16 protein-coding genes are annotated in these 24,975 nt (G+C 71.1%); 11 read left to right on the forward strand and 5 right to left on the reverse strand.

Annotated features, from left to right (window positions below):
• Positions 1 to 125: 125 nt before the first annotated feature.
• From ACIB24_RS21325 to ACIB24_RS21335, 3 genes are all read right to left on the reverse strand, one after another.
• Positions 126 to 4,514: a PKD domain-containing protein gene (locus ACIB24_RS21325; RefSeq protein WP_398284220.1), complete on the reverse strand. Its 4,389-nt coding sequence runs from the start codon at positions 4,512 to 4,514 to the stop codon at positions 126 to 128.
• 348 nt (positions 4,515 to 4,862) lie between these two features.
• Positions 4,863 to 5,495 (reverse strand): hypothetical protein, encoded by a 633-nt coding sequence (locus ACIB24_RS21330; RefSeq protein ID WP_398284221.1) that lies wholly within the window; start codon positions 5,493 to 5,495, stop codon positions 4,863 to 4,865.
• Positions 5,496 to 5,553: 58 nt separating this feature from the next.
• Entirely contained in the window at positions 5,554 to 10,509 is a 4,956-nt protein-coding gene (locus ACIB24_RS21335) for a PKD domain-containing protein (protein WP_398284222.1), read from the reverse strand.
• Between the two features lie 171 nt (positions 10,510 to 10,680).
• On the opposite strand from ACIB24_RS21335, the gene ACIB24_RS21340 reads away from it, so the two are divergent.
• The 3 genes from ACIB24_RS21340 to ACIB24_RS21350 are packed head-to-tail and all read left to right on the forward strand — an operon-like array spanning position 10,681 to position 13,072.
• Positions 10,681 to 11,823, forward strand: a complete 1,143-nt coding sequence (locus tag ACIB24_RS21340) for a glycosyltransferase family 4 protein (RefSeq protein ID WP_398284223.1) — start codon at positions 10,681 to 10,683, stop codon at positions 11,821 to 11,823.
• A gap of 26 nt (positions 11,824 to 11,849) precedes the next feature.
• Positions 11,850 to 12,626: a CDP-alcohol phosphatidyltransferase family protein gene (locus ACIB24_RS21345; protein WP_398284224.1), complete on the forward strand. Its 777-nt coding sequence runs from the start codon at positions 11,850 to 11,852 to the stop codon at positions 12,624 to 12,626.
• The gene (locus tag ACIB24_RS21350) at positions 12,623 to 13,072 is read left to right on the forward strand and encodes an adenylyltransferase/cytidyltransferase family protein (RefSeq protein ID WP_398284225.1); all 450 of its coding nucleotides are present in this window, start codon (positions 12,623 to 12,625) and stop codon (positions 13,070 to 13,072) included. The genes ACIB24_RS21345 and ACIB24_RS21350 overlap by 4 nt, the downstream gene beginning before the upstream one ends.
• Before the next feature lie 101 nt (positions 13,073 to 13,173).
• Here ACIB24_RS21350 and ACIB24_RS21355 read toward each other — a convergent pair whose 3' ends face one another.
• A complete protein-coding gene (locus tag ACIB24_RS21355; protein WP_398284226.1) occupies positions 13,174 to 14,871 on the reverse strand; it encodes a hypothetical protein in 1,698 nt (565 codons plus the stop codon).
• Positions 14,872 to 15,042: 171 nt separating this feature from the next.
• Here ACIB24_RS21355 and mce point away from each other — a divergent pair, with 171 nt between their 5' ends.
• The 6 genes from mce to ACIB24_RS21385 all read left to right on the forward strand — a co-directional run bounded on the left by mce (position 15,043) and on the right by ACIB24_RS21385 (position 20,297).
• On the forward strand, positions 15,043 to 15,516 hold the full coding sequence (mce, locus tag ACIB24_RS21360) for a methylmalonyl-CoA epimerase (RefSeq protein ID WP_398284227.1): 474 nt from the start codon (positions 15,043 to 15,045) through the stop codon (positions 15,514 to 15,516).
• Positions 15,517 to 15,718: 202 nt separating this feature from the next.
• Positions 15,719 to 17,056 carry a crotonyl-CoA carboxylase/reductase gene (ccrA, locus tag ACIB24_RS21365; protein WP_398284228.1) on the forward strand — a complete coding sequence of 446 codons (1,338 nt, stop codon included), beginning with the start codon at positions 15,719 to 15,721 and terminating at the stop codon, positions 17,054 to 17,056.
• Positions 17,057 to 17,122: 66 nt separating this feature from the next.
• On the forward strand, positions 17,123 to 18,364 hold the full coding sequence (locus ACIB24_RS21370; RefSeq protein ID WP_398284229.1) for a cellulose-binding protein: 1,242 nt from the start codon (positions 17,123 to 17,125) through the stop codon (positions 18,362 to 18,364).
• Positions 18,365 to 18,481: 117 nt separating this feature from the next.
• Complete coding sequence (locus tag ACIB24_RS21375; RefSeq protein ID WP_398284230.1) at positions 18,482 to 19,651, forward strand: AI-2E family transporter; 1,170 nt, start codon at positions 18,482 to 18,484, stop codon at positions 19,649 to 19,651.
• 9 nt (positions 19,652 to 19,660) lie between these two features.
• Entirely contained in the window at positions 19,661 to 19,879 is a 219-nt protein-coding gene (locus ACIB24_RS21380) for a zinc ribbon domain-containing protein (RefSeq protein WP_398284231.1), read from the forward strand.
• Positions 19,872 to 20,297, forward strand: coding sequence for a DUF952 domain-containing protein (locus ACIB24_RS21385; RefSeq protein WP_398284232.1), 426 nt, complete (start codon positions 19,872 to 19,874; stop codon positions 20,295 to 20,297). Before ACIB24_RS21380 ends, ACIB24_RS21385 begins: the two co-directional genes overlap by 8 nt.
• A gap of 61 nt (positions 20,298 to 20,358) precedes the next feature.
• Here the strand turns inward: ACIB24_RS21385 and ACIB24_RS21390 are convergent, their stop codons facing one another.
• The gene (locus tag ACIB24_RS21390) at positions 20,359 to 22,005 is read right to left on the reverse strand and encodes a 3-hydroxyacyl-CoA dehydrogenase family protein (RefSeq protein ID WP_398284233.1); all 1,647 of its coding nucleotides are present in this window, start codon (positions 22,003 to 22,005) and stop codon (positions 20,359 to 20,361) included.
• Positions 22,006 to 22,207: 202 nt separating this feature from the next.
• Here ACIB24_RS21390 and ACIB24_RS21395 point away from each other — a divergent pair, with 202 nt between their 5' ends.
• Complete coding sequence (locus ACIB24_RS21395; protein WP_398284234.1) at positions 22,208 to 23,887, forward strand: S8 family peptidase; 1,680 nt, start codon at positions 22,208 to 22,210, stop codon at positions 23,885 to 23,887.
• 43 nt (positions 23,888 to 23,930) lie between these two features.
• Complete coding sequence (locus tag ACIB24_RS21400) at positions 23,931 to 24,959, forward strand: methylenetetrahydrofolate reductase (RefSeq protein ID WP_398284235.1); 1,029 nt, start codon at positions 23,931 to 23,933, stop codon at positions 24,957 to 24,959.
• Positions 24,960 to 24,975 lie beyond the last annotated feature (16 nt).

The raw sequence follows: 24,975 nt of genomic DNA on the forward strand, positions 1-24,975 counted from the left end.
GTTTCTGCATGATCGGCACGAGGTTTCTGCATGATCACCGGGGAAAGCGGAGGGGCGGGCACCGCGATGCGGTGCCCGCCCCTTCGGCGGTTGGCCCTGATCTGCAGGCCTTCAGTGATTTCGGGTCAGAGCTTGCGGACCACCAGGTCGTCGTAGTGACCGGTGACCGGTGCGGTGGCCGAACCGGACAGGTAGGCAGCCAGACCCACGGTGCCGGCGTCCTGCAGGACGGCCGTGCTGTCCGTGACCGTCTGCTGCCACGCGGCGGGCTCGGCCGAACCGTCCGCCCACACCTTGATGTTCAGCGTGGTCGGGTTGACCCCGACGGCCTGCGACCGGACCTTCAGCACCGTACCCGGCGTGACGGTCAGGCCGGTGACGGTCTGCGCGGTGGTCAGCGTCGTCTCGGTGCCGCTGACGATCTTCGTCAGGTAGACCTGCACCTTGCCGGCCGGGTTGATGAAGACCTTCGCCCGGTAGTCGGCGGTGGTGTCGCGGCGCAGCAGCGTCGAGTAGTAGATGCCGCTGCCCGTCGGCATCGCGTCGATCCAGACCCGGTGGGTCTCGTCGACGTCCTGCTGGGGGACACCGTCGAGGCGCGCCATCGACGTGCCGCCGGCCGGGGTGGTCACCGACGCCGCACCGTTGCCCACCGAGAAGGTGGACGTGGACCCCGTGGTGGTCCAGGCGCCGCCGGTGTCGGCGGAGCCGAAGCCGGTGGCGACCGTGCGCTCGAAGGTGTCGGCCGCGATGACGTTCGGGTCCTGCGCGGCGGTCACCGTGACGTTCTGGCTGAGGACCCCGGTGGCGCCCTTGTCGTCGGTCACCGTGAGCTTGACGGTGTAGGTGCCAGCCGCCGCGTAGGTGTGCGACGGGGCGACGCCGGTGCCGGTGGTGTTGTCACCGAAGTCCCAGGCGTACGAGGCGACCGTGCCGTCCGCGTCGGTCGACCCGCTGCCGTCGAAGGCGACGGCCAGCGCGGTCGGCGTGGCGGTGAACGCGGCGGTCGGGGCCTGGTTGGCCGCGATCAGCGCGCCCGTGGCGGTCAGGTCGTCGAACCGCGCGCCCTGGGTCGCGCCACCGGTGCCGTTGTAGGAGTAGAGGCCGATGCCGCCGGCGACCTGGTAGCCGTCGGTGCTGTCGGTGACCTCACGGGTCCACGCGGCGGGCTCGGTGGTGCCGGCCTTCCAGACCTTCATCCGGATGGTCGTCGGGCTGGCGCCGCTGACCTGCGTGCGGACGTTCAGCTTGTCGCCCGCCGCGTAGGTCAGGCCCGCGACGGCGGCCTGCGAGCCGATCGCCGTCTCGGCGGTACCCGCCGAGACCGTGACGCCCGCCGAGACCGCGCCGTCGGTGCCGATCCGGACGCGGGCCCGGTAGTCACCGGCCGTCGTCGAGCGGCCCGAGATCGCCAGGTAGATGCCGGCGCCCGTGGGCATGCTGTCCGTCCAGACCGTGCCGGTCAGGTCGGTGGTCGTCGAGGAGACCGAACCCAGGCGGGCCGAGGCGCTCTTGGCGCCGGCCAGCGTGAACTTGGCGGCGCCGTCGGCGACGCTGGTCAGCGTGGTGCTGGAGACGCTCCAGGCGCCGCCGTTGTCGGCGTTGCCCAGGCCCGCGGCCACGGTGCGGCCGAAGGCGTCGGCCGCGATGACCGTCTGGGTGCCGCCCTGCGTGGTGGTCACCGACGCCGAGGACACCGAGGTGGCCCCGGAGTCGTCGGTCACCGTCAGGGTGACCGGGAAGGCCCCGGCCGCGCCGTAGGTGTGCGACGCGGTGACGCCCGTGCCCGTCGTCCCGTCGCCGAAGTTCCAGGCGTAGGAGGCGATCGTGCCGTCGTCATCCTTCGACGCGGAGGCGTCGAAGGCCACGCTCAGGCCGGTCACCGCGCTGGTGAACGACGCGGTCGGCGACTGGTTCAGCGGCGTGGTCGTCGTGGCCACGACCTGGGTGGACGCCGTGGCGCCGCCGTTGTCGGTGACCGTCACCTTGGCGGTGAAGGACCCGGTGGTGGCGTAGGCGTGCGTCGTCGTGGGGTCGGTGGTGGTGGCCGTGGAGCCGTCACCGAAGTCCCAGGCGTACGAGGCGATCGTGCCGTCGGGGTCCGCGGAACCCGCGGCGGTGAACGAGACCGTCCGGTACTTGGCCGTGTAGGACAACGCCGCCGTCGGAGCCTTGTTGGCGGGCGTGCCCTGGCTGCCGGCGGTGTAGTGGTCGGCGACGGCGGCCGCGGTGAGCTCGGTCGAGTACACGGCCGGCTCGTCGAGCGACGCGGCGATCGACGTGTTGGTCGGCTTCGACGGCCAGTTGCTGGTGTTGAAGATCGACCCGGTGCTCAGGCTGTCACCACCGAGGCGCCAGTAGCCCGTGTAGGACTGGCTGGTGTTCATCGCCGCACTGGAGGCCACCTGCTGGCCGTCCACGTACAGCTTGGCGCCGTTGGCCGCGCTCCAGGTGGCGGCCGCGTAGTGCCAGGCGTTGTTGTTGTACGCGGCGCTGCTGTTGATCGTCGCCTTCGTCCCGCCGGAGCTCAGCACACCGAAGTACAGCTGGCCGCTGTTGTTCATGTAGATGTGCCGGTCGCTCGTGGTGCTGGAGGTGGTCCGGCTGTTGCCGAAGCCGATCAGCTTGCCGCCCTTGGTGGTGTTGGTCTTGAACCACACCTCCTCGGAGAACGTGGTCGGCGAGGTCTGCGACGAGGTCGTGGTGCCCGGCACGGTGGCCGAACCCGACATCGTGACGGCCTTGTTGGTGTCGCCGGTGAGGGCGCCCGTGACGTTGCGGGTGGCTCCGGACAGCGTCAGCGGCTTGTTGCCCGCGGAGTCCGCGGCCGTCGTGCCGCTGGTCTCGCCGAGGCGCCAGTAGTTCGCCGGGGAGGAGGCCGACACGGCATCCGGGTAGGCGCTGGTGGCGGGGGTACCCGCGGTCACGGCGACGCTCACCGACGCGGTGGTGGCCGCGTTGCCGTAAGCATCCTTCGCGCGGACCTGGTAGGTGGCGGTCGTACCGCCCGGCGCCTTGGTGTCGGTGTAGCTCAGGCTGGGCAGCGTCCACCAGGTGGAGTCGCTCTTGACCTGGCCGACGACCGTCCCGTTGCGCAGGATCTCGTAGGTCAGGTTCTTGTTGTCGCGGTCCCACGTGGCGGTCCAGCTGAGCTTCACCGTGCCCGCCGAAGGCGACGTGGCCGTCGGGTTGGCCGTGAACGGGCGCGGGCCCTCCTTGTCGGGGGCGACCTCACGCACGGCCATTCGGACCAGGCCGTACTGCTGCGTGCCGTTGACCGACGGGAACTCGCCGCCGAGGACGACGTACTTGCTGTCCGCCGCGACGCTCCAGGCGGCCTGGACCTGGCCGGTGTAGCTGCCCGCCACCAGGGTCGGCAGCCAGTGCAGGACCTTGGGGGCCGGACGGCCCGCGTAGGTGCTGCCGCTGGCGTTGGTGCCGCCCACCGTCGTGGTGAAGGCCTGGGCGCGCTGGTACGTCCAGTCCGGGGAGGTCTGCGGGTGGTCGCCGACGGAGGAGCAGTCGTGCGAGTGGCTGACGCTGTAGAGGACGTTGTTGGCGGCGGCCAGGTTGTACGTGTCGCCCTTGCAGCCGTTGACCCAGATCAGGTTGCCGTTGAGGTCGGTCGCGCCCTCGGCCTCGAGGTTGCCGTTGCCGCCGAAGTTGTAGCCGGAGGCGTAGACCTGGGTGCCGTCGGTGACCAGCGAGGTCATGGCCGCCTTGGTGCCCCAGTCGTTGAAGATGGCCTGCGCCGGCCACGAGAGCGTGGCGCCGGTGGTGGCGTCGACGGCGCCCCAGCCGAGGGCCGAGGTGCCGTTCAGCGTGCCCAGCCGGCCCCCGACGACGACCTTGTTGACGGTCGGCAGCACGAGGAGCGCGTTCACGACGGCATCGGCGGTCGGGGCCCAGGAGAGCAGGTCGCCGGTGGTGGCGTCGAAGGCGGCGAGCCGAGTCCGGGTCTGGCCGGCCGCGGTGGTGAAGCCGCCGCCCGCGTAGACGGTGTTACCGCTGACGGCCAGCGCCTTGACGGTCGAGTTCAGGGAACCCTTGAACGCGGTGACCACGGCGCCGGTGGCGGCGTCGAGGGCCACGATGCGGTTCTTGGCGACCCCACTAACGTCGGTGAACTCACCGCCGACGTAGATGGTCTTGCCGTCGGCCGAGGCGGCGATCGCCAGCCCCTGGGCGTTCAGCGTGGGCGCCCACGAGGAGATCAGCGCGCCCGTGTCGATGTTGTACGCGAGGATGTTCGAACGCGGCGTCTCGTTCGTGCCGGCCGAGGAGCCGGCTGGGCGGGCGGAGGTGAACTCGCCCGTCACGTACACCGTGCTGCCCACGATGACCTGGGCCCAGACGACGCCGTTGACCTGGACGGTCGGCAGCGCGTCAGCACTGACGGTCACCGGCTCGGTGACGATCGGCGCGGTGTCGGCCTGCGCCGAACCGGACGTGAGGACGGGCAGCACGAGGGCTGCCAGGACCGACGTGACCACGCCCGCGGAAAGGGCACGCACACTCAGTCGACGCGACTTCGACAACCAACCGCTCCTTGGTCATGCGCCGCGACACCACCGTCACGTACGCGTTCACCCGTTCGATTCCCCCGTTGACCGAGCTTAGGGTTCACGTAACGCTATGTCTCTCTTCCGAGCCGAAGTTACGCCATCTGATAACTCAGGGTCATCACAGCTCGTGTCCCCGTCATGACTCACTCTTAAGGAGTAGAGCCAGGTGCGGACCAGCAACACGTCGGCGAACGCATCATCGTGCATGGCGGGCATTTCGTTTCAGCAAAATGAACACGAGTCCGCAACGAATTCTGGGGGCAAGCGCTCCCCGGTGCCCGCCCGTGACCGGGAGGGTCAGGAGCGTACGAAGGTGATGACGTACGGTGACGTGCCGGACGAGACCTCGACCCGCAGGCTCGACAGCTGCGCGCTCGGCACCTTGAAGAGGTACGTGCCCGTGGCGCTCTTGCCCGCCTTCAGCGAACCCCGCAGCTGCTTGGCCACCTGACTGTCGTTCGGCGGCGCCGGCGTCTTCTTCGCACCGTAGGAGGCGTTGACCACCAGTTGCCCCAGGTCGATCGGCTTGGCCGAGGCGTTGCCGACCTGGAGCTTCACGGCCGCGCCGGCCCCGGCGATCTCGCCGATGCCCTGCGCCTTGAGCGTCACCGGCGTGATCGAGACGACCTTGACCGTGACGTCCTGCTGCAGCGTCGCACTCGACCCGACCTTGACCTCGGGCGCCTTCTTCACCCCGGCGCCGGGCTTGCTCGTCTCGACCGGCGGCTGGCTCACCGCCGGACCGGTGCCCTGGGCGCCCGTCGGGCTCGCGTCGTCCCCGCCCCCGACCAGGAGGAAGACGACGACGGCCACCACGGCGACCACCAGCACCACGGCCACACCGGCGAGGGCGCGGCCGTAGGTGCCCAACGAGTCCAGAGCGTCCAGCACCCGGTTCGGGGCCTGACGGGTCGACCTGCGCGGAGTCATGGTGCCCGAACCTACCCAACCCCGCGGACGGCGTCCGGGCACCGCAGCAACACGAGCATCACGGTTTGGTGACCGCCAGGTCGTCGAACGAGATGGTCACCGGCGCGCTGGTGCTGCTGCCCGACAGGTAGGTGTTGAACCCCACCCCGCCCGCGGCCTGCAGCGCCGCCGTGGTGTCGGTGCCGGTCTTCTGCCACGTCGTGGGCTCGGTCTGGTCGGCCCGCCACACCCGGAACCGCAGCGTCGTGGTGCCGGTGCCGTCGACCTGCAGCCGCATATTCAGCTGCGTGCCGGCCGCGTACGTCAGCCCGGCGACCGTGGTCTCCGAGCCGATGGCCGTCTCTGCGCCGTTGGCGGTGCGGCTCACCTGCACCGCGACGCCACCGCTGGACAGCAGCCGGGCCCGGCCCCGGTACTCGTTCGTGCCGACCTTGCGCCCGGTCACCCAGACGTAGGCGCCGTTGCCGGACACCACCTTGTCGGAGCTGAACGTCACGAGCGTGTCGGTCGACGTCTGCGAGACACCGTTCAGGGACGCCCCGATACCGAGACCCGCCGACGCCAGCTTCTGCTGCGCCACGCCGCCGGTCACCGCGAAGTTGCCGCTGGCCCCGCTGATCGTCCAGGCGCCGCCAGCGTCGGCCGTGCCCCACCCGTTGGCGACGGTCCGGCCGAAGGCGTCGGCGGCCAGGGCGGAGGCGACCGCCGTGACGGTCACCGCCTTGGACGTCGTGCCCGTGGCGCCCTTGTCGTCGGTGACGGTCAGGGACACGGTGTACGTGCCCGGCGCCGCGTAGGTGCGGCTCGGGTTCGCCTGCGTGGACGTCGTCCCGTCACCGAAAGCCCAGGCGTACGAGGCGATCGTCCCGTCCGGGTCGCTCGACCCCGCACTGCTGAACGAGCAGGCCAGGTTCGTGCACGTCTGGGTGAAGGCCGCCGTCGGCGACTGGTTGGCCGCCGACACCGTCACCGACTGGGTCGTCGAACCGGTCGCGCCCTTGTTGTCCGTGACGGTCAGCGTGACGGTGTAGGTGCCCGCCGCCGCGTAGGTGCGGCTCGGGTTCGCCTGCGTGGACGTCGTCCCGTCGCCGAAGTTCCAGGCGTACGAGGCGATCGTCCCGTCGGGGTCCGTCGAACCCGCGCTGCTGAACGAGCAGGCCAGGTTCGTGCAGGACGGCGTGATCGCCGCCGTCGGCGACTGGTTGGCCGGGGCCGTCACCGTGACGTTCGTGGACGCCGTCCCCGTGGCGCCCTTGTTGTCGGTCACGGTCAGCGTGACGGTGTACGTGCCCGCCGCCGCGTAGGTGCGACTCGGGTTCGCCTGCGTGGACGTCGTCCCGTCGCCGAAGTTCCAGGCGTACGAGGCGATCGTCCCGTCCGGGTCGCTCGAACCCGCGCTGCTGAACGAGCAGGCCAGGTTCGTGCAGGACGGCGTGGCCACGGCGGTCGGCGACTGGTTGGCCGCCGACACCGTGACCGCCTGGGTCTGGGTGTCGGTGCCGCCGCGGTTGTCCGTCACGGTCAGCGCCACGTTGTACGTGCCGCCCGACGCGAACACGTGGGTCGGGGCCGCCTGCGTCGAGGTGCCGCCGTCGCCGAAGTCCCAGGCGTAGGAGGCGATCGTGCCGTCCGGGTCGGTGGACGCGGTGCCGTCGAAGGCGACCGACAGGTTGGTCGCCGTGGACGTGAAGGCCGCCGCCGGCTTCTGGTTCGGCGGCAGCGTCGTGACGACGTCGTGGGTGACCGAGGTCTTCGCGTTGTCGTTGTCGGTCACCGTGAGCTTCACGGAGTACGTGCCGGGCGCCGCGTAGGTGTGCGAGGCGGTCGCCCCGGCGTCCGTCGTCCCGTCGCCGAAGTCCCAGGCGTAGGACGCGATCGTGCCGTCGGGGTCGGAGGACCCGGTCGCGTCGAAGCTCGCGGTCAGGTTCGTCACCGAGGACGTGAACGCCGCGACCGGCGACTGGTTCGGGCCGGCCGGGGCGCCGAAGGCGTAGTGCTGGGCGACCGTCTGCGCGGACAGCACCGACGAGTACACCGAGGCCTCGTCGAGCGAGCCGAGGAACTGGTTGCTCGACTCACCGTCCCAGGCGTTGTCCTGGCCGAGGCGCCAGTAGCCGTCGTAGGCCTGCGGGGAAGCAGCCCCACCCGAGGCCACGAGCGCGCCGTCCACGTACAGCTGCTGCCCCGCCGGGCCCTGGGTGGCGACCACCTGGTGCCACTGGCCGTCGTTGTAGCTGTTCGGCGAGTCCACGACGCTGGTGCTGCCGATCCAGATGCCGTACCGCAGCCGGCCGTTGTCGAGCATGTAGATGTGCCGGTCGTAGTTGTTGCTGAAGCCGCTCGCGGCGTTGCCGAAGCCGATCAGGCGGCCACCGGTCGTGGTGGTGGTCTTGAACCACGTCTCCAGCGAGAACACCTGCGGGTTGCTGTACTGCGTCGTGCCGACGACGTACTGGCCGTCACCGGTCAGGGTGACCGCCCTGCCGGACGGCGCCGCCGGGGCCGGGTTCTGGCCCTGCTGCAGGCCGCCCGTGTAGGTGGCACCGGTCTCGGCGGTCATCACGTCCTTCGCGGCGCTGCCCGAGGTCTCGTCGAGACGCAGGTACAGGTCGGGCTGCGCGTCCCAGACCGCCTGGCCGTAGCCGTCGGCGGGCCGGGTCGGCACCGTCAGGGTGCGACCGGAGGCGATGTAGTGGGCGCGCACCTGGTCCAGGCTGAGCACGCTCGGGTAGATCGCGACCTCGTCGATGTCGCCCTTGAAGGCGAAGCTGCTCGGCTGCGACGGCCAGGCGTTGAGGTTGTCACCGCCGACGCGCCAGTAGCCCGAGAAGCCCTGGGCGAAGGTGACGTCGGAGCGTGAGCCGATCTTCTTGCCGTCCACGTACAACGCCATGCCCGCCGGGCTCATCGTCGCGACGACCTGGTGCCACTGGCCGTCGTTCAACCCGGCGCCGGTCTGCAGGGTGCTGACGCTGTTGTTGTAGATGCCGAACACGACCTGGCCGTTGTTGGTCAGGTAGATGTGCCGGTCGTAGGAGCCGCTGTTGCCGGTCGCGCTGTCCCCGAAGCCGAGGATCTTCCCGCCGGAGGTCGACGTGGTGCGGAACCACGCCTCCTCGGAGAAGGTCTGCGGGCCGGTGATGGGGTTCGTCGTCGACGCCGGAACGGTCGCGGTGCCCGCGAACGTGGTCGCGGTGTCGCTGCTGTTGGCCAGCGCACCGGCCGCCCCGCGGGTCGCCGAGGCGTCCATGGTCAGGTCGCTGCCCGACAGCCAGTCGTAGCCGGTGTTCCCGCTGCTCTCGCCGAGGCGCCACTGGTTCGTCGCCCCGTCGGCCGCGACCGCGTTCGAGTAGGTGCCCGCGGACGCCGTCCCCGCCGGCACGGTGCCCGTGGTGGTGGAGCTGAGGATCTGGTTGCCGAGCGGATCGGTGACCCGGATCCGGTAGGTCTGGCTGCTGCCCGGCGTGGCCGTGGTGTCGGTGAAGGCCAGGTTCGGGCGCGTCCACCAGTTGGAGTCGAAGGTGCGGGTGTTGATCACGGTGTTGCCGCGCAGCACCTCGTAGGTGAGGCGCCGGTTGTCCCGGTCCCACGTCGAGCGCCACGCGATGCGCAGCGTGCCGGGTGCCAGCCCGACGAGCGTGGGCTTGAGGTCGGTGGTCAGCTGCGGGCCCTGCTTGTTCGGTGCGATCGCCCTCGTCGCGAACCGGACCAGGCCCTGCTGGGCCGTGCCGTTCACGGTCGGGAACTCGCCGCCGAGCACGATGTAGTCGCTGTTGCCGGTCACGGACCAGGCGGCCTGGTACTGGCCGGTGAAGGTGCCTGCGTCGAGGGTGGGCAGCCAGTGCAGCAGCTGCGGGGCGGGCAGCCCGTTGAGCTCGCCGCCGTTGTTCACCGAGCCGTCGGGGTTGCGCCCGGTCGTGGTGGCCATCGCCCGCTGGTACGTCCACGGGTCGGTCTGCGGGTGCCCGCCGATCGGCGTGCAGTTGTGCGGGTGGCCGACGCTGTACAGCGCGCCGTTCAGCGAGGCCTGGTCGTAGGTGTCGCCCAGGCAGCCGTTCGCCCACACCAGCTGGCCGTCGGTCGTGGCCGCGAACGTGTTCTCGAGGTTGGCGTCGGTGTTCGGGTTGTTGTTGACCAGGTACCCGTACCCGGAGCCGTAGACCTGGTTGCCGTCGTAGGACAGCGAGTAGATCGCCGCATCCGACCCGTAGTTCTGGATCGTCTGGTTGACCGGCCACGGGCGGGCCGCGCCGGTCGTGGCGTCGAGCGCCGCCATCCCGCGCTGGGCGGTGCCCGCGATGTTCTGGAACCGGCCGCCGACCACCATCTGGCCGGGCCCGGCCGCGGTGATCGCGAAGATCTCCGCGTCGGCGTTCGGCGCCCAGCTGAGCAGGGCGCCGTTGGTGCTGGAGAAGGCGGCCAGGCGGGACCGGGCCACCCCGCCAGCGGTCGTGAACTGGCCGCCCGCGTAGACGGTCGTCCCAACCACGTCGACGGCGCGTACGCGGCCGTTGACCGAGGCGTTGAAGGCGGTGACCAGGGCGCCCGTGGTCGCGTCGAAGGCCGCGATCCGGTTGCGGGCCACGCCGTTGGCCGTGGTGAAGTCGCCACCCACGTAGATGGTCTTGCCGTCGGGCGAGGCGGCGATGCCCAACCCCTGGGCGTTCAACGTCGGCGCCCACGTCGTGTTCAGCGCGCCCGTGGTGACGTTGTAGGCGACCAGGTAGGAGCGGGCGGTCTGGTTCGTCCCCGCCGCCGACCCGGCCGGGCGGGCCTGGGTGAAGTTCCCCGTGGCGTAGACGGTGTTGCCCACCATCGTCTGGGCCCAGACCACGCCGTTGATCTGCACGGTGGGCAGGGCGTCGGCCGAGTAGGTGGTCGTCGTCTCGGGGGGCACCGGGGCCGTGTCGGCCTGCGCGGGGGCCGCCGCGAACGGGACGGCGGCCACGGCGAAGCTCGAGAGCGCGGCGGCCAGGACGCCTCGGGCGAGGCGGGACCGGATGAGACCAGACATCGGCAGACGGCTCCAGACGGGGTGGTCCCCGGGCACCTTCGAGCCGGGGGCGGCAATCACAGACGGTAGACAGTGCAGGAAGATCACGAAGGCCGAACGCGGAACTTCTCGCAGGCAAAGAGGGGCGGACTACGCCGAACGGGTCTGTCACCCTCTGTGTAGAGTCGATCGGTGCCCGCTCAAGACTCGTCGTCGACGGGTCGACAAGACCCCATCCTCTTCGTCCACCCCTCCGACGAGCTCTACGGCGCCGATCGGATGCTGCTGCAGATGCTCGACGCCCTCGAAGCTTTCGGGGGTCGAGCGTCCGCCGAGGTGTGGCTGCCGGACGACCTGCCGCACACCGACGCACCGCTCTGCCAGGTGCTCGAGGCCCGCGGGGTGAGGGTCCGGCACCTGTCACTGCCGATCATGCGCCGGGCCTACGCGAACCCCCGCGGCCTGCTCCGGCTGGCCGGACAGGTGGCGCGGCTGGCGGCCGCGTTCCGCCGGGCCCGGCCGCAGACCGTGTACGTCACCAGCAGCGCGTCGATGCTCGCCGCCCCGGCCGCCCGCCTGGCCCGGGTGCCGAAGGTCGTGGGGCACGTGCAGGAGATCTGGTCGGGTTTCGACCGGAAGGTCCTGACCGGGCCGACGACCGCCTGCCACCGCCTGGTCGCGATCTCGACCCCCTCCGCCGAGTCGATGGGCCCCCGGCTGGCCCGCCGGGCCGTGGTGGTGCCGAACGGGACGTCGGACCCGGGTGTGGGCAGCGACCTCGGCTCCCGCACGACGCCCCTGACGTTCCTGGTGGCCAGCCGCTGGAACGGCTGGAAGGGGCACCGCACCCTGCTGGCCGCCTGGGACCGGCTCGACGCCCCCGGCCGGCTCGTGGTCCTGGGGGGCCCGCCCCCGGTCGGTGAGGCGGTCGACGTCCCGCAGCTCGTGGCGGGTCTGAGGCACCCCGACTCGGTGACGGTCGTCGGGCAGGTGCCGGACGTCGTCCCGCACCTCGAGGCGGCGGACGTCGCCGTCGTACCGTCGGACGAACCCGAACCCTTCGGGCTGGTCGCCATCGAGGCCTTCGCCCGGGGCCGGCCCGTGATCGGCAGCGCCGCCGGCGGCCTGGCCGACATCATCACCCCCGGCCGGGACGGCTGGAGCTTCCCGCCCCGGGACGTCGACGCGCTGGCCGCCGTGCTGGCCGGGCTCACCCGCGCCGACGTGGCCGAGGCCGGGCGGCAGGCGCGCACGACGTACGAGGAGCGGTTCACCACGACGGCCTACGGGCAGCGTTGGCTGGCCGCCACCGGACTGATCGGCGCTGTAGCGTGACGACGAGACCCCAAGCAGATGGAGACGTGACCGCGGGCATGACGACGTCCACCCCGACCTCCACCGGACCGACCGCCAAGCCCGGCTTCACCGAGACGGTGCGCCGGCTGGCGAGCGCCCAGAAGCCGCCGGCCAAGGGCTCCCCCGCCTACTCCCGGTTCATCAACCGCAAGATCGGCCGCGTGCTGGCCGCCGGTGCGTACCAGCTGAACCTCACGCCCAATCAGGTCACGCTGATCAGCGCGTGCCTGTCGGCCGCCGGTATCGCGTTGATCCCCCTGGTCGCGCCCTCGGCGCTGACCGCGGTGCTGATCCCGTTCCTGCTGCTGCTGGGGTACGCCTTCGACTCCGCCGACGGGCAGCTGGCCCGGTTGCGCGGCGGTGGCTCCCCGGCCGGTGAGTGGCTCGACCACGTCGTGGACAGCATCAAGGTCTCGGCCCTGCACCTGGCCGTGCTGATCGGCTGGTACAAGTTCTACGACCTGCCGGACGCCGCGCTGCTGATCCCGATCGGGTTCGCGCTCGTGCAGGCGGTCTTCTTCTTCGTGCAGATCCTCACCGACCAGCTGCGCCGGGCCCACCCGAGCCAGGCCCCGCCCGCCGCGGACGGATCGCTGACCGCGACGATCCGCTCGATCATGGTGTGGCCCACCGACTACGGCGTGCTGTGCATCGTCTTCGCGCTGATCGCCTGGCAGACCGGGTTCGTCGTCGCCTACACCGTGATGGGCGCGGGGACGCTGCTGTTCCTGGTCGCCGCCCTGCCCAAGTGGTTCCGCGAGGTCTCGAGGTTCGGCCGATGAGCATCCCGTCCAGCCGTACGCCGCGCACCGGGCTCGTGGGCTACGTGCCCGGCGCCTGGGACATGTTCCACATCGGCCACCTGAACATCCTGCGCCGGGCCAAGGAGCAGTGCGACCACCTGATCGCCGGCGTGGTCACCGACGAGGTGCTGCTGGCGTCGAAGGGCAAGCTGCCCGTCGTCCCACTCGAGGAGCGCCTGGAGATCGTCGGCGCGCTGCGCTGCGTCGACGAGGTCGTCACCGACATCGCCGCCGACAAGGTCGTGATGTGGCGCGAGCTGGGCGGTTTCGACGTCCTGTTCAAGGGCGACGACTGGAAGGGCACCCCCAAGGGGGACCGCCTGGAGACCGGCATGGCGTCGGTCGGCGCGAAGGTCATGTACTTCCCCTACACGGTGCACACGTCGAGCACCCTGCTGCGGGCGTACATCTCCGGCAACGCCTGACCTCGGGAGGCGTTGCCGGGCGGGATCTGCGCCCGTTTCGGTCGCCACGACGGCCTCAGGCCGTGCTGTGACAACCAGAACGGACGCAGATCGCGTCGCGGTCAGAACATGACCGTGACCTTGCCGCCCTCCGGGCCGGTCACCGAGTTCCCGTGCGGGTCGGTGGCCTTGATCGTGTAGGTGTGCTGCCCGGTCGGGACGTTCTTGTCGGTGAAGCTGACCGACGTCGCCTTCCACGGCACGGACGCCTTCGTCACGGTGCCGACCGGCGTCTTGCCGCCGTCGCGGTAGACGCTGTACGTGAGCGTCGAGTCGTCGACGTCGGACGTCGTCTTCCAGGAGACCTGCACGTTGCGGCCGACGAACCCGACGGCGCTCGGCTTCAGTTTGTCCGACTTCGCCGGGCCGACGTCCTTCTTCGCGACCGAACCGACCACGAACCGGACCAGGCCCTGCTGCTTGACGCCGCCGACCGACGGGAACTCGCCGCCCATCACGATGTACTTGCTGGTGCTGCTGATCGTCCAGGCGGCCTGGATCTGACCCGTGTAGGAGCCCTCGGCCAGCTTCGGGAACCAGTGCAGGAGCGTGGGGATCGGCGGGTTGGCGTAATTCATCTGGAAACCCTTGCCGGTCTTGTCTTTTCCGGTGGCGTAGGTCGTCTCCGCGAGCCCGTGGTAGAAGGTGTCGGGCAGCGTGTCGGGGAACGCGCCGAGGTTGCTGCAGTCGTGCGCGTGGCCGACGCTGTAGAGGACCTTGCCGACGACCGTCAGCCCGTAGGTGGCGCCGAAGCAGTTGTCGAGCCAGATCAGGTCGCCGTTGCTCGCGCTGGCCGCCCACCGGCCGTCGAACATGTTGGTGCGGGTGTTCGGGAAGGCGCCCTGGCCGTTCGAGGCCCCGTAGACCACACCGTCGGCGACGCGCAGGTCGGTGACCCACGACGTCCACTGCTCGAGCTTGCCGTCGTTGTTGGGCAGCTTGATCGGCGGGTCGTTCGGCTCCGGCCGGCTGTTCCACGGCAGGGAGGCGCCGGTCGTGGCGTCGACCGCGCCCACGCCGCGCCACTTGGCCCCGTTGATCTGGTGGAACCGGCCGCCGAGGACGACCTTGTCACCGGTGACGACGAGCGCCTCGACGGTGTCGTCGGTGGTGGGCGCCCAGGCGGTGAGCGCACCGTTCGAGCGCTTGAACGCGGCGAGCTTGGTGCGCGGCTGACCGCTGGCCGAGGCGAAGCCGCCCCCGACGTAGACGGTGCTCGCGCTGACCGTGAGCGCCTTGCCGGGGCCGCTGATGGTGGGCGCGAACGCGGTGTCGAGCTTGCCCGTCGCCGTCTTGAAGCCGGCGATCCGGGTGCGCTTCACGCCGCCGACCGCGGTGAAGTCGCCGGACACGTAGATCTCGTCGCCGTTCGGCGAGGCCATCACCCGGCGGGCCTGCGCGTTCAGGTCCGGGTTCCAGGACAGCAGCTTGCCGGTGGTCAGGCTGAAGGCCAGCGCGTTGTTGCGGGTCACCTCGCCCTTGCCGCCCGCGGCCACCCCGGCCGGACGGGCCTTGGTGAAGCTGCCGACCGCGTAGACGGTGCCGCCCACGATCGCGGTGCTCCACACCACGCCGTTCACCTGCGCGGTGGGCAGGACGTCCGCGGTGACGGTGGCGGGCGTCCCGGACGGCGGGTCGATCTCGGCGCTCGCGGTCGGCGCGATCGCCCCGACCAGCCCGACGGCGACGGCCACGGCCACCCCGCCCGCCACGATCCCCCGCACCATCGACGGCGTCGAACGCATGATCACCCGCTCCATAGGTCACTCATCAGTCTCCTGAACCTCGCCACCCTAACCACCCACCGGTGATCGACACGGGCATTTCGACCCAGCCGAGACCGGACAGATACGGACCCGTGCTCGCAGAGTGGCGTGCACCACGATTCCGGTGCCCTGGCGGCCCCGCCGGTCCGATCTACGCTGGCGGTCATGAGCACGCAGACCTCCTCGCAGCAGTTCCCGGTCGGCATCCCCAACGCGCTGTTCACGGCCATCGACCACGTCGGTGTCGCCGTGGCGGACCTCGACCAGGCCATCGCCTACTACCGCGACGTCTTCGGCATGCGCCTCGCGCACGAGGAGGTCAACGAGGAACAGGGGGTCCGCGAGGCGATGATGGCGGTCGGCGACTCCGGCAGCTACGTGCAGCTGCTCGCGCCGCTGACCCCCGAGTCGACGATCGCGAAGTTCATCGACCGCAACGGCCCCGGCGTGCAGCAGGTCTGCTACCGGGTGGACGACGTCGAGGCCGTGGCCACGACGCTGCGGGCCCGCGGGGTGCGGCTGCTGTACGACGTCCCGAAGCGCGGTACGGCCGGCGCCAAGGTCAACTTCATCCACCCGAAGGACGCCGGCGGCGTCCTGGTCGAGCTGACCGAGCCGCCGCGCGACGGCGCGCACTAGTCCCCTTCGTGATCATGCAGAAACGCCCCCGCACCGGGGCGTGAACCACCGGTTCACGTCGCCATCCGGGGGCGTTTCTGCATGATCACGAAAAGACACGCGGCGGCGGTGATTCAGGTCACCGCCCGTCGCCTACGAAGGGCCCCGGCGCCTGGGTAGCGTCACCACGAATCCGAACCACGTACAGCTGGAGGGCACCACCGTGCAGAAGATCCTCGACGCCATCATGTCCGGTACGGCCACCGGCGAGGACTACGCCGCCATGGAGGTGCCGGAGAGCTACCGGGCCGTCACCGTGCACGCCGACGAGCAGGAGATGTTCGCCGGCGTGGCGACGCGCGACAAGGACCCGCGCAAGTCGATCCACCTGGACGAGGTGGCCACCCCCGAGCTCGGCCCGGGCGAGGCGATCGTCGCCGTCATGGCCTCCGCGGTGAACTACAACACCGTCTGGACCTCGATCTTCGAGCCGGTCAGCACCTTCGGCTTCCTGAAGCGCTACGCGAAGACCTCCGAGCTGGCCAAGCGCCACGACCTGCCGTACCACATCGTCGGCTCCGACCTGGCGGGCGTCGTCCTGCGCGTGGGCCCGGGCGTGACGGCGTGGAAGCCGGGCGACGAGGTCGTGGCCCACTGCCTCGACGTCGACCTGCAGCGCCCCCAGGGCCACAACGACACGATGATGGACCCGGAGCAGCGGATCTGGGGCTTCGAGACCAACTTCGGCGGCATGGCCGACATGGCGCTGGTCAAGGCCAACCAGCTGATGCCCAAGCCCGACCACCTGACGTGGGAGGAGGCGGCGAGCCCCGGCCTGGTGAACTCGACCGCCTACCGGCAGCTGATCTCCAAGAACGGTGGTGCGCTCAAGCTCGGCGACACCGTCCTGATCTGGGGCGCCTCGGGCGGCCTCGGCTCCTACGCCACGCAGATGGCGCTGGCCGCCGGTGCCACCCCCGTCTGCGTCGTCTCCAGCCCCGACAAGGCCGAGCTGTGCCGCAAGATGGGCGCGGAGCTGGTCATCGACCGCAACGCCGAGGGCTACAAGTTCTGGAAGGACGAGACCACCCAGGACCCGAAGGAGTGGCGCCGGTTCGGCTCCAAGATCCGGGAGCTGACGGGTGGCCGCGACGTCGACATGGTGTTCGAGCACCCGGGTCGCGAGACCTTCGGCGCGAGCGTTTACGCCGCCCGTAAGGGGGGCACGATCATCACGTGCGCCTCGACGAGCGGGTACATGCACGAATACGACAATCGTTACTTTTGGATGAACCTGAAGCGGATCATCGGGTCGCACTTCGCCAACTACGCTGAGGCGTGGGAGGCAAATGACCTGATCGCGCGGGGTTTGATCCACCCGACCCTCTCCAAGAGCTACTCGTTGGAGAACGCCGGTCAGGCTGCATTTGACGTCCATCGCAACCTCCACCAGGGCAAGGTGGGAGTACTGTGCCTCGCACCGGAAGAAGGCCTGGGTGTGCGCGACACGGCGAAGCGCGAGAAGCACCTCGAGGCGATCAACCGGTTCAGGAACGTCTAGGCCCGGCGGCGGGCCGTCAGGGAAGAAGAGAATGGCCCGGGCGGCGGGCCGTCAGGGAGGACGAGAGTGGCCGGCGAGCAGAGCCCCGAAGGTTTCCAGATCGTCATGCGCGGTTACGACCGCGACCAGGTCAAGGAACGCATTGGCAGTCTGGAGGCCTCGCTCAGCGAGGCTCGGGCGCGGGTCGAGGAGCTGGACTCCCGGGCGCTGAAGCTCTCCGGCGAGGTGGCGGAGGCGCACCGGCAGCTGCGCGAGGTCGAACGGCCCTCGTACAGCGGTCTCGGCTCGCGCATCGAGCAGCTGCTGCGCCTCGCGGAGGAGCAGGCCAGCGACGTCATCGCGCTGGCCACGAAGGACGCCGAGGAGACGGTCGCCCAGTCGCGGGTGGAGGCCGCCCAGCACCGGGCGACCGCCCAGAACGAGGCGGCCGAGCTCACGGCGATGGCTCAGCGGGAGACCGCCGAGCTGCGCCGTACGGCGGCCGGCGAGGCGGAGGAGATCACCGCCACCGCCACCCGCAAGGCCGAGGAGATGCTGGCGGTCGCCGAGCGCGAGGCGTCCAAGCTCAAGTCGGTCACCGAGCACGAGACGAGCGAGAAGCGGGCGACCGTGGACCGCGAGCTCGCCCGGCTGCGGGCCACCGCCGAGCGGGAGGTCACCGAGCTGCGGGCGGCCGCCAAGCGCGAGACCGACGAGGCGCGGGGCGCGGCCAAGAAGGAGTCCGAGGAGATGCGCAGCACCGCTGCCGCCCTCCTGGAGGAGGCCCGCAACAAGGCCGAGCAGATGAGCAGCGACCTCGAGGTCAAGCTGGCGGCCCGGCGCGAGGAGGCCGAGCGGCTGGACGCCGAGCGGCACGAGCAGGCGGTCGGCCAGGCCACCCAGCTGGTCGCCGAGGCCGAGCAGCGGGCCAGCGCGGCCGAGCAGCGGGCGCGCAAGGCCGTCGAGCAGGCCGAGGCGGTCCGTCGCGACGCCGACGAGCACGCCAAGTCGCTGGTCGGCAACGCCCGGCGCAACGCCGACCAGGTCATCGCCGAGGCCCGCTCGCACGCGGACAAGGTGCTGTCCGAGGCGAAGGGTGAGGCCGACCGCAACCGTCGGGCGGCCCAGCGCCAGGTCGACGAGCTGATCCGTCAGCGCGACAGCATCACCGGCCACCTCGACCAGCTGCGTCAGCTGCTGGGCAACACGGTGCCGGTGCCGGGCATCGACCGGGTGGCCGCCCAGGCCCAGGAGGCCCCGCAGGCCGACCAGGCCGACGACAACCGCACCATCGTGCTGCCGGACGCATCCCCGGTGCACAGCAACTGAGCTCAACCACGCCCGGCGCCGTCCCGAAGCCATTCGGGACGGCGCCGTCGCTTTGCAACCCATAGGCTGCCCGCCAAGATCGCCAGGGACGGTGGTCACCCGAGCCGAGGAGTCTGAGTGAGCACGTCCGACCCGGATGCGACCGAGCCCGACCGGGTGACCCAGGAGGCCGCTGAGGTCGCGGACGCCGAGGAGGGGGCGTCGTCCGGCCCGGAGACCTCGCCCGACTACGGCCGGGCCGGCCGCCCGGTCAACCGGACCAGCCCGTTCTACATCGGTTTCGTGGGCGCGATCGGCGCGGTCCTGGGTTACGAGCTGCTGAAGCTCGTCGGGCAGATCTCGCAGGTCCTCACCCTGGTCGGCATCGCGGCGTTCCTGGCCGTGGGGCTCGACCCGCTGGTCCGTTGGCTGCAGGGCCGCGGCCTGAGGCGGGTCTGGGCCGTGACGATCGTCTTCGTCGTGCTGATCGGTTTCGTGGCCGGCTTCCTGGCCATCGTGCTGCCGACGATCATCGAGCAGGCGACCCAACTGACGACGTCCCTGCCCGCCACCATCGACAACCTGACCCGGACCGACTTCATCCGCCAGCTCAACGCCGACTACGGGGTGGTCGACAACGCGAGCAACCAGATCCGGGCCAAGGTGTCGGACGGCGAGACGCTGCTCGACCTGTTCGGCGGCATCCTCGGCGCCGGCCGAGCCGTCCTGTCGGGCGCTTTCAGCACGTTCACGGTGCTGGTCCTGACCCTGTACTTCCTGGCCTCGCTGAACTCCATCAAGGAGGCCGGCTACAGCCTGGTGCCCGCCTCCCGCCGCGACCGGGTGCGCGCGCTGGGCGACGAGATCCTGCGCCGGATCGGCGGTTACGTGGCCGGGCAGGTCGCGGTGGCGAGCATCAACGGGTTCCTGACGTTCATCCTGCTGACCGTCCTCGGCGTGCCGTACCCGGCGGTGCTGGCCATCACCACGGCCGTGCTCGGGCTGATCCCGCTGGTCGGTGCGACCCTCGGCGCGATCATCGTGGTGCTGGTCGGCCTGTTCCAGTCGTGGCAGATCGGGGTCGGGCTGATCGTCTACTACGTGATCTACCAGCAGGTCGAGAACTACCTGATCGCCCCGCGCATCATGGCCCGCACGGTGTCGGTGCCCGGGTCCGTGGCGCTCGTCGCGGCGCTGATCGGCTCGTCGCTGCTGGGCGTGCTCGGTGCGCTGGTGGCCATCCCGCTCGCGGCAGGCATCCTGCTGCTCATCCAGGAGGTGCTGCTGCCCCGGCAGGAGCAGCATTAGATTGGGCGTATGCCGCGCTACGACCACCGCTGCCGCCAGTGCGGGGACACCTTCGAGGTGACCCGCTCGATCACCCGGCTCGACGAGCCCGCGCCGTGCCCGGCCGGGCACGAGGACACGGTCCGGCTGCTCACGACCGTGGGCGTGCTCGGCGGGACGACGTCCGCCGGCTCGAGCGCGCCGGTCGCCTCGGGCGGCGGCTGCTGCGGGGGCGGCTGCTGTGGCTGACGGCTCGGGCCGCGTCCTGCACGTCGCCGAGACCGCCCAGTGGGAGCTGGGGCGCCAGGTGGGCTCGTACGAGATCTCTTCGCGCGGAAAGACTCTCGCCGAGGAGGGCTTCATCCACTGCAGTACGGCGACGCAGGCGGGGCCGGTGCTGCGGAACTTCTACGCCGACCTGGATCCCGCCGCGCTGACCCTGCTGGTGCTCGACGTCGACCTGCTCGGCGCCCTGGGCTCGCCGGTGCGCTGGGACGACGTCCCGGGCGCGGAGGCGCCCTTCCCGCACGTCTACGGGCCGATCCTGCCGGGCGCGGTGGTCGCCACGCTGGCCGTCGGCGGGACGGCGGGGGCCCCCGAGCTACCCCCGCCGGCCGACCTGGACGCGCTCGACGTCCTGTCCGCTCCCCCGAGTCCCTCTGAGTAGTGCTCAGAATCCGACAAGAATGTGTCGGATTCTGAGCCTACTCGTTGCGGGGCGCGGAGCCTCAGTAGGCGCGGAACCCGCGCTTCGTCTTGCGACCGAGGTAGCCCGCGCCGACCAGCTGGCCGAGCAGCGGCGCCGGGGTGAAGCCCGGCTCGCGGAACGCGCCCTGCAGCACCTGCTGGATGGCCAGCGTGACGTCGGTGCCGACCACGTCGATCAGTGCGAACGGGCCCATCGGGTAGCCGAGCGCGCCGGTGATCGCGGCGTCGATGGTGTCGGCGTCGGCGAAGCCGGACTCCAGCAGCAGCGTCGCGTCGTTCAGGTACGGGAAGAGCAGGGCGTTGACGATGAACCCGGCCCGGTCACCGCACTGCACGGCGTGCTTGCCGACCTTCTTCGTCACCTCGAGGGTGGTGGCCACGACGTCGGCGGCGGTCTGCACGGTCTCGACGACCTCGACCAGCTTCATGACGGCGGCCGGGTTGAAGAAGTGGATGCCGATGACGTCGGCGGGCCGCGAGGTCACGGCGGCCATCTCGACGACCGGCAGCGACGACGTCGTGGTGGCCAGGATCGCGCCCGGCTTGCAGACCTTGTCGAGGCTCTTGAACAGCTCGAGCTTGACGGCGAGGTCCTCCACGACGGCCTCGACCACGAGGTCGACCTGGGCCAGCGCGTCGTGGGACGTGGCGCCGCTCAGGCGGGCCAGCGCCGCGTCGCGGTCGGCCTCGGCGAGCTTGCCCCTCGAGACGGCCTTCTCGAGGCTCTTCTCGATGGCGGCCCGCACCCCGGCGACCTTCTCGTCGCTGCGCGCGATGTAGACGACGTCGTAGCCGGCCTTCGCGAAGACCTCCATGATGCCGGTGGCCATCGTGCCGGAGCCGACCACGCCGACCGACTGCACCGGGCGGGTGGCGAGGTGCTCGCCCGAGGCGTCGCTGTCGTCGTCCGCCACGGCCTTGGCCGAGCCCGGTGCCTCGTAGGTGTAGAAGCCGGCACCCGCGGCCACGCCGGTGCGGCCGGCGGCGATCAGCTGGCGCAGCACCGGGGCCGGGGCGTGCCGGGCGTCGCCGGTGCGCGCGTGCAGCGCGTCGAGCAGGTCGTAGGCGACGTCGACGCCGATCGTGTCGAGCAGCTGCAGGGGGCCGGCCGGCAGGCCGCAGCCCAGGCGCATGGCGGCGTCGATGTCGTCGCGGCTGGCGTAGCGGGCCTCGAACATCCCGGCGGCCTGGTTCAGGTACGGCAGCAGCAGGCCGGCCACGATCTGGCCGGGGCGGTCACCGATCACGGTCGGCGTCTTGCCCGCCTTCTCCAGCAGGGCGCGCACGGCCTCGACGGCCTCGGCGTCGGTGGCGATGGTGGTGACCAGCTCGGCGCCCGGCAGGTCGGCGCGCAGCGGCAGGCGCAGGCCGACGACCCGGGTCGGGTTCGCGGTGGCGAAGGCCAGCTCGCCGAGCCCGAAGCCGGCGCTCGCGACGGCCACGACGGCCTCGGCGGGCGCGGCGGCGTCGACGGCGGCGAGCAGCTCGCGCTGGGCGGCCAGGGTCTCGCGCCCGGCGACGATGACCAGGTCGGCCTCCGCGACGCCGGCCACGTCGGCCTCGGTGAGCGTGACGAGCCGGGCCCCGGAGGACTCGAGGTTCGCGACCGGCAGGGCGGTGACGGCGGGGGCGCCGACCACGGCGACGGTCTGGATCTCGCGGGACATCGGGGTTCCTCTCGCAGGGTGAGCCTGGTTCATGAGCCTGGTCCGCAGGAGTCTCCCAAGGCCGGGCGCCCGCTCGGAGGGGCTCACGTGTCGCCCACGCCACATCCGACTGGCAGGCCCGGCAAAACGGACATACCTTGCCCTTTGCTGTGAACCAGCATGCCAATCGGCTAGCGACGTGCGGACCGCCTGGAGGCGACGTATGAGAGCTCTACTTGCGATTCTGGCCACCACCACCCTCGCGGCGGCCGGACTGGCGACAACCGGGGCGGCGGACGCCGCCCCCTCGGCCACCACGGCCCCGACCGACTACGTCGTCCTGGCCTCGTCCGCGGACGGCGCGGCCACCGCGGCGAAAGCCGTCACGGACGCCGGCGGCACGGTGACCTCGACCAACGACTCCCTCGGCTACGTGACCGCACGCAGCACGAGCGGTTCGTTCACCACGGACGTCGCCCGGGCGAAGGGCGTCGTGGGCGCGGCCCGCAACCGGGTGATCGGCGAGGCCCCCGACGCCCGGGCCAAGGCCGACGCGGTCGAGAAGGCCGTCGGCCGCTCCGGCGCCGCGAAGGCCAAGCCGGTCAAGAACGCCGAGCCGCTGGCGGGCCTGCAGTGGGACATGAAGCAGATCGACGCCACCGTCAACGGCTCGTACGCGAAGCAGCCGGGCAAGAAGGGCGTGCTGGTCGGCATCATCGACACGGGCGTCGACGGCACCCACCCCGACATCGCCCCGAACTTCGACGCGAAGCTGTCGCGCAACTTCACCACCGACATCCCCGACATCGATGACATCGACGGGGCCTGCGAGCACCCGGAGTCGGGCTGCAAGGACCCGGCGAACGAGGACGACGACGGGCACGGCACGCACGTCGCCTCCACGATCGGCTCGCCGATCAACGGCCTCGGGATCGCCGGGGTGGCGCCGAAGGTGACGCTGGTGAACATCCGGGCCGGTCAGGACTCGGGCTACTTCTTCCTGCAGCCGACGCTCGACGCCCTCACCTACGCCGGGAAGATCGGCGTCGACGTCGTGAACATGAGCTACTACACCGACCCGTGGCTCTACAACTGCACCGCCAACCCGGCCGACAGCCCCGCGGAGCAGGCCGAGCAGAAGGTGATCATCCAGGCCACCCAGCGGGCGCTGAACTTCGCCCGCAACAGGGGCGTGCTGCCGGTCGCGGCCGAAGGCAACGAGGCCACCGACCTGGGCAACCCGACCTTCGACGACACCAGCCCCGACTACCCGGTCGACGCCCCCAAGGAGCGCACGGTCGACAACTCGTGCCTCAACGTCCCGGCCGAGAGCAAGGGCGTCGTCACCGTGAGCGCCACGGGGCCGAGCACCCGCAAGTCGTACTACTCCAACTACGGCACCGAGCAGACCGACGTGGCGGCGCCGGGCGGCGACACGTACGACAACCCCGAGAAGACCCGCCAGCTGGCCGGAGCGGTGCTCGCGGCGATGCCCGCCAACGTCGCCGAGGCCGAGGGCGTGCTGAACCCGGACGGGACGCCGAACACGCCCGCCGTCGTCCAGAGCTGCAAGGGCTCGGGCGCCAAGCAGGTCTGCGGGTACTACCAGTACCTGCAGGGGACGTCGATGGCCTCGCCGCACGCGGTCGGGGTCGCCGCGCTGATCGTCAGCCAGTACGGCCACGGCGGCGGTAAGAACATCGGGCTGTCGCCGTCGGTGACCGAGTCGATCCTGCTCGGGACGGCGACCGAGCACGCCTGCCCGACGCCGCGCACGTACCACTACGTGCGCAACCTGCCCGACGGCACGGTGTCCACGGCCGACGCGACCTGTGAGGGTCCGAAGTCGGATAACGGCTTCTACGGGCAGGGCATCGTGAACGCGCTGCGCGCCGTGAGCTAGTCGCCGTCAGTCAGGTGTAACGCGCGGACGCTACGGTCCGGGTGTGAACCTCGAAAGCTGCCCGAAGCACATGGAGTTCGGCCCCTGCGGGGGTGTCACTCTCGGCGGCGAATGCGAGGTCGCGCCCGGGCCGTGCGTCTTTCTGGACGCCGATACGGTCCGGTGGCGGGGCACCCCGGGCGAGGGGACGACGTCCGCCTCCTCCGGTGCGCAGCGGATGCGGGCGCTGCTCGCCTCCCGCCCGGTCGTGGTCGCGGACTTCCCGGCGCGGGCGCTGGACGCCGCGTCGATCACCGAGTGCGCCTCGGCGCTGCGCGGGCACGTGGACGCCGTCCTGGCCGGCGACGCGGGTAACGCGCGGGTGCAGTTCCCGCCCAGCTACCGGGCCCACCTGGTCCAGGCCGCCGGGGTGCCCGTCTGGACGGGCTTCAACAACCGCGACCGCAACCGGGTGGCCCTGGAGGGAGAGCTGGCCGCGCTCGCCCACGTCGGCGTGGCCGGCGTGCACTGCGTGACCGGCGACCACACGCTCACCGGGCACCGGCCCGACGCGCAGCCGGTGTTCGACCTCGACTCGACCCGGACGGCGGCCCTCGCCCGGGCGGCCGGACACCTGGTCTCGGTGGGCGAGGCGCCCGCCACTCCCCCGGTCGACCGTCGACCGGACCGGCTGCTGGAGAAGCAGCGGGCCGGCGCCGAGCTCTGTTTCGTGAACCACGCGGGCGGCGCGGGGCCGGTGGGCTCGTTCATCCGCCGCGCGCAGGATCTCGGCGTGACGGTGGGGTTCATCCCCTGCATCCCGATCGTGCTCGACCATGAGAGCGCTCAGCTGCTGCGGTCTTTCACGTCGCTGGTGCTGCCGGACGGCTACCTGGACGGCATCCTGTCCGCGTCCGACCCGCGGGCCGCGGGGATCGACGCGGCGGCCGCACTGGCGGCCGACTTCCTCGCGCTGGACGGGGTCGTGGGCGTGAACCTCTCGGGCGGGACGTCGCCGGGCCGGGAACGCTGGTTCGCCGAGGGTCTGGCCGCGGTCGCCGACACGATCGGCGTCCACCAACCCCCTCCGTGATCATGCGCAAACGCAC

The organism is Spongisporangium articulatum, assembly GCF_044465595.1.
Classification (GTDB): domain Bacteria; phylum Actinomycetota; class Actinomycetes; order Actinomycetales; family Kineosporiaceae; genus Spongisporangium; species Spongisporangium articulatum.

Coding starts and splice junctions, on each gene's coding strand:
- ACIB24_RS21350 (WP_398284225.1), top strand. CDS start 12,623: ATGAGCATCCCGTCCAGCCGTACGCCGCGCACCGGGCTCGTGGGCTAC.
- ACIB24_RS21395 (WP_398284234.1), top strand. CDS start 22,208: ATGAGAGCTCTACTTGCGATTCTGGCCACCACCACCCTCGCGGCGGCC.
- ACIB24_RS21335 (WP_398284222.1), bottom strand. CDS start 10,509: ATGTCTGGTCTCATCCGGTCCCGCCTCGCCCGAGGCGTCCTGGCCGCC.
- ACIB24_RS21390 (WP_398284233.1), bottom strand. CDS start 22,005: ATGTCCCGCGAGATCCAGACCGTCGCCGTGGTCGGCGCCCCCGCCGTC.
- ACIB24_RS21330 (WP_398284221.1), bottom strand. CDS start 5,495: ATGACTCCGCGCAGGTCGACCCGTCAGGCCCCGAACCGGGTGCTGGAC.
- ACIB24_RS21380 (WP_398284231.1), top strand. CDS start 19,661: ATGCCGCGCTACGACCACCGCTGCCGCCAGTGCGGGGACACCTTCGAG.
- ACIB24_RS21355 (WP_398284226.1), bottom strand. CDS start 14,871: ATGGAGCGGGTGATCATGCGTTCGACGCCGTCGATGGTGCGGGGGATC.
- mce (WP_398284227.1), top strand. CDS start 15,043: ATGAGCACGCAGACCTCCTCGCAGCAGTTCCCGGTCGGCATCCCCAAC.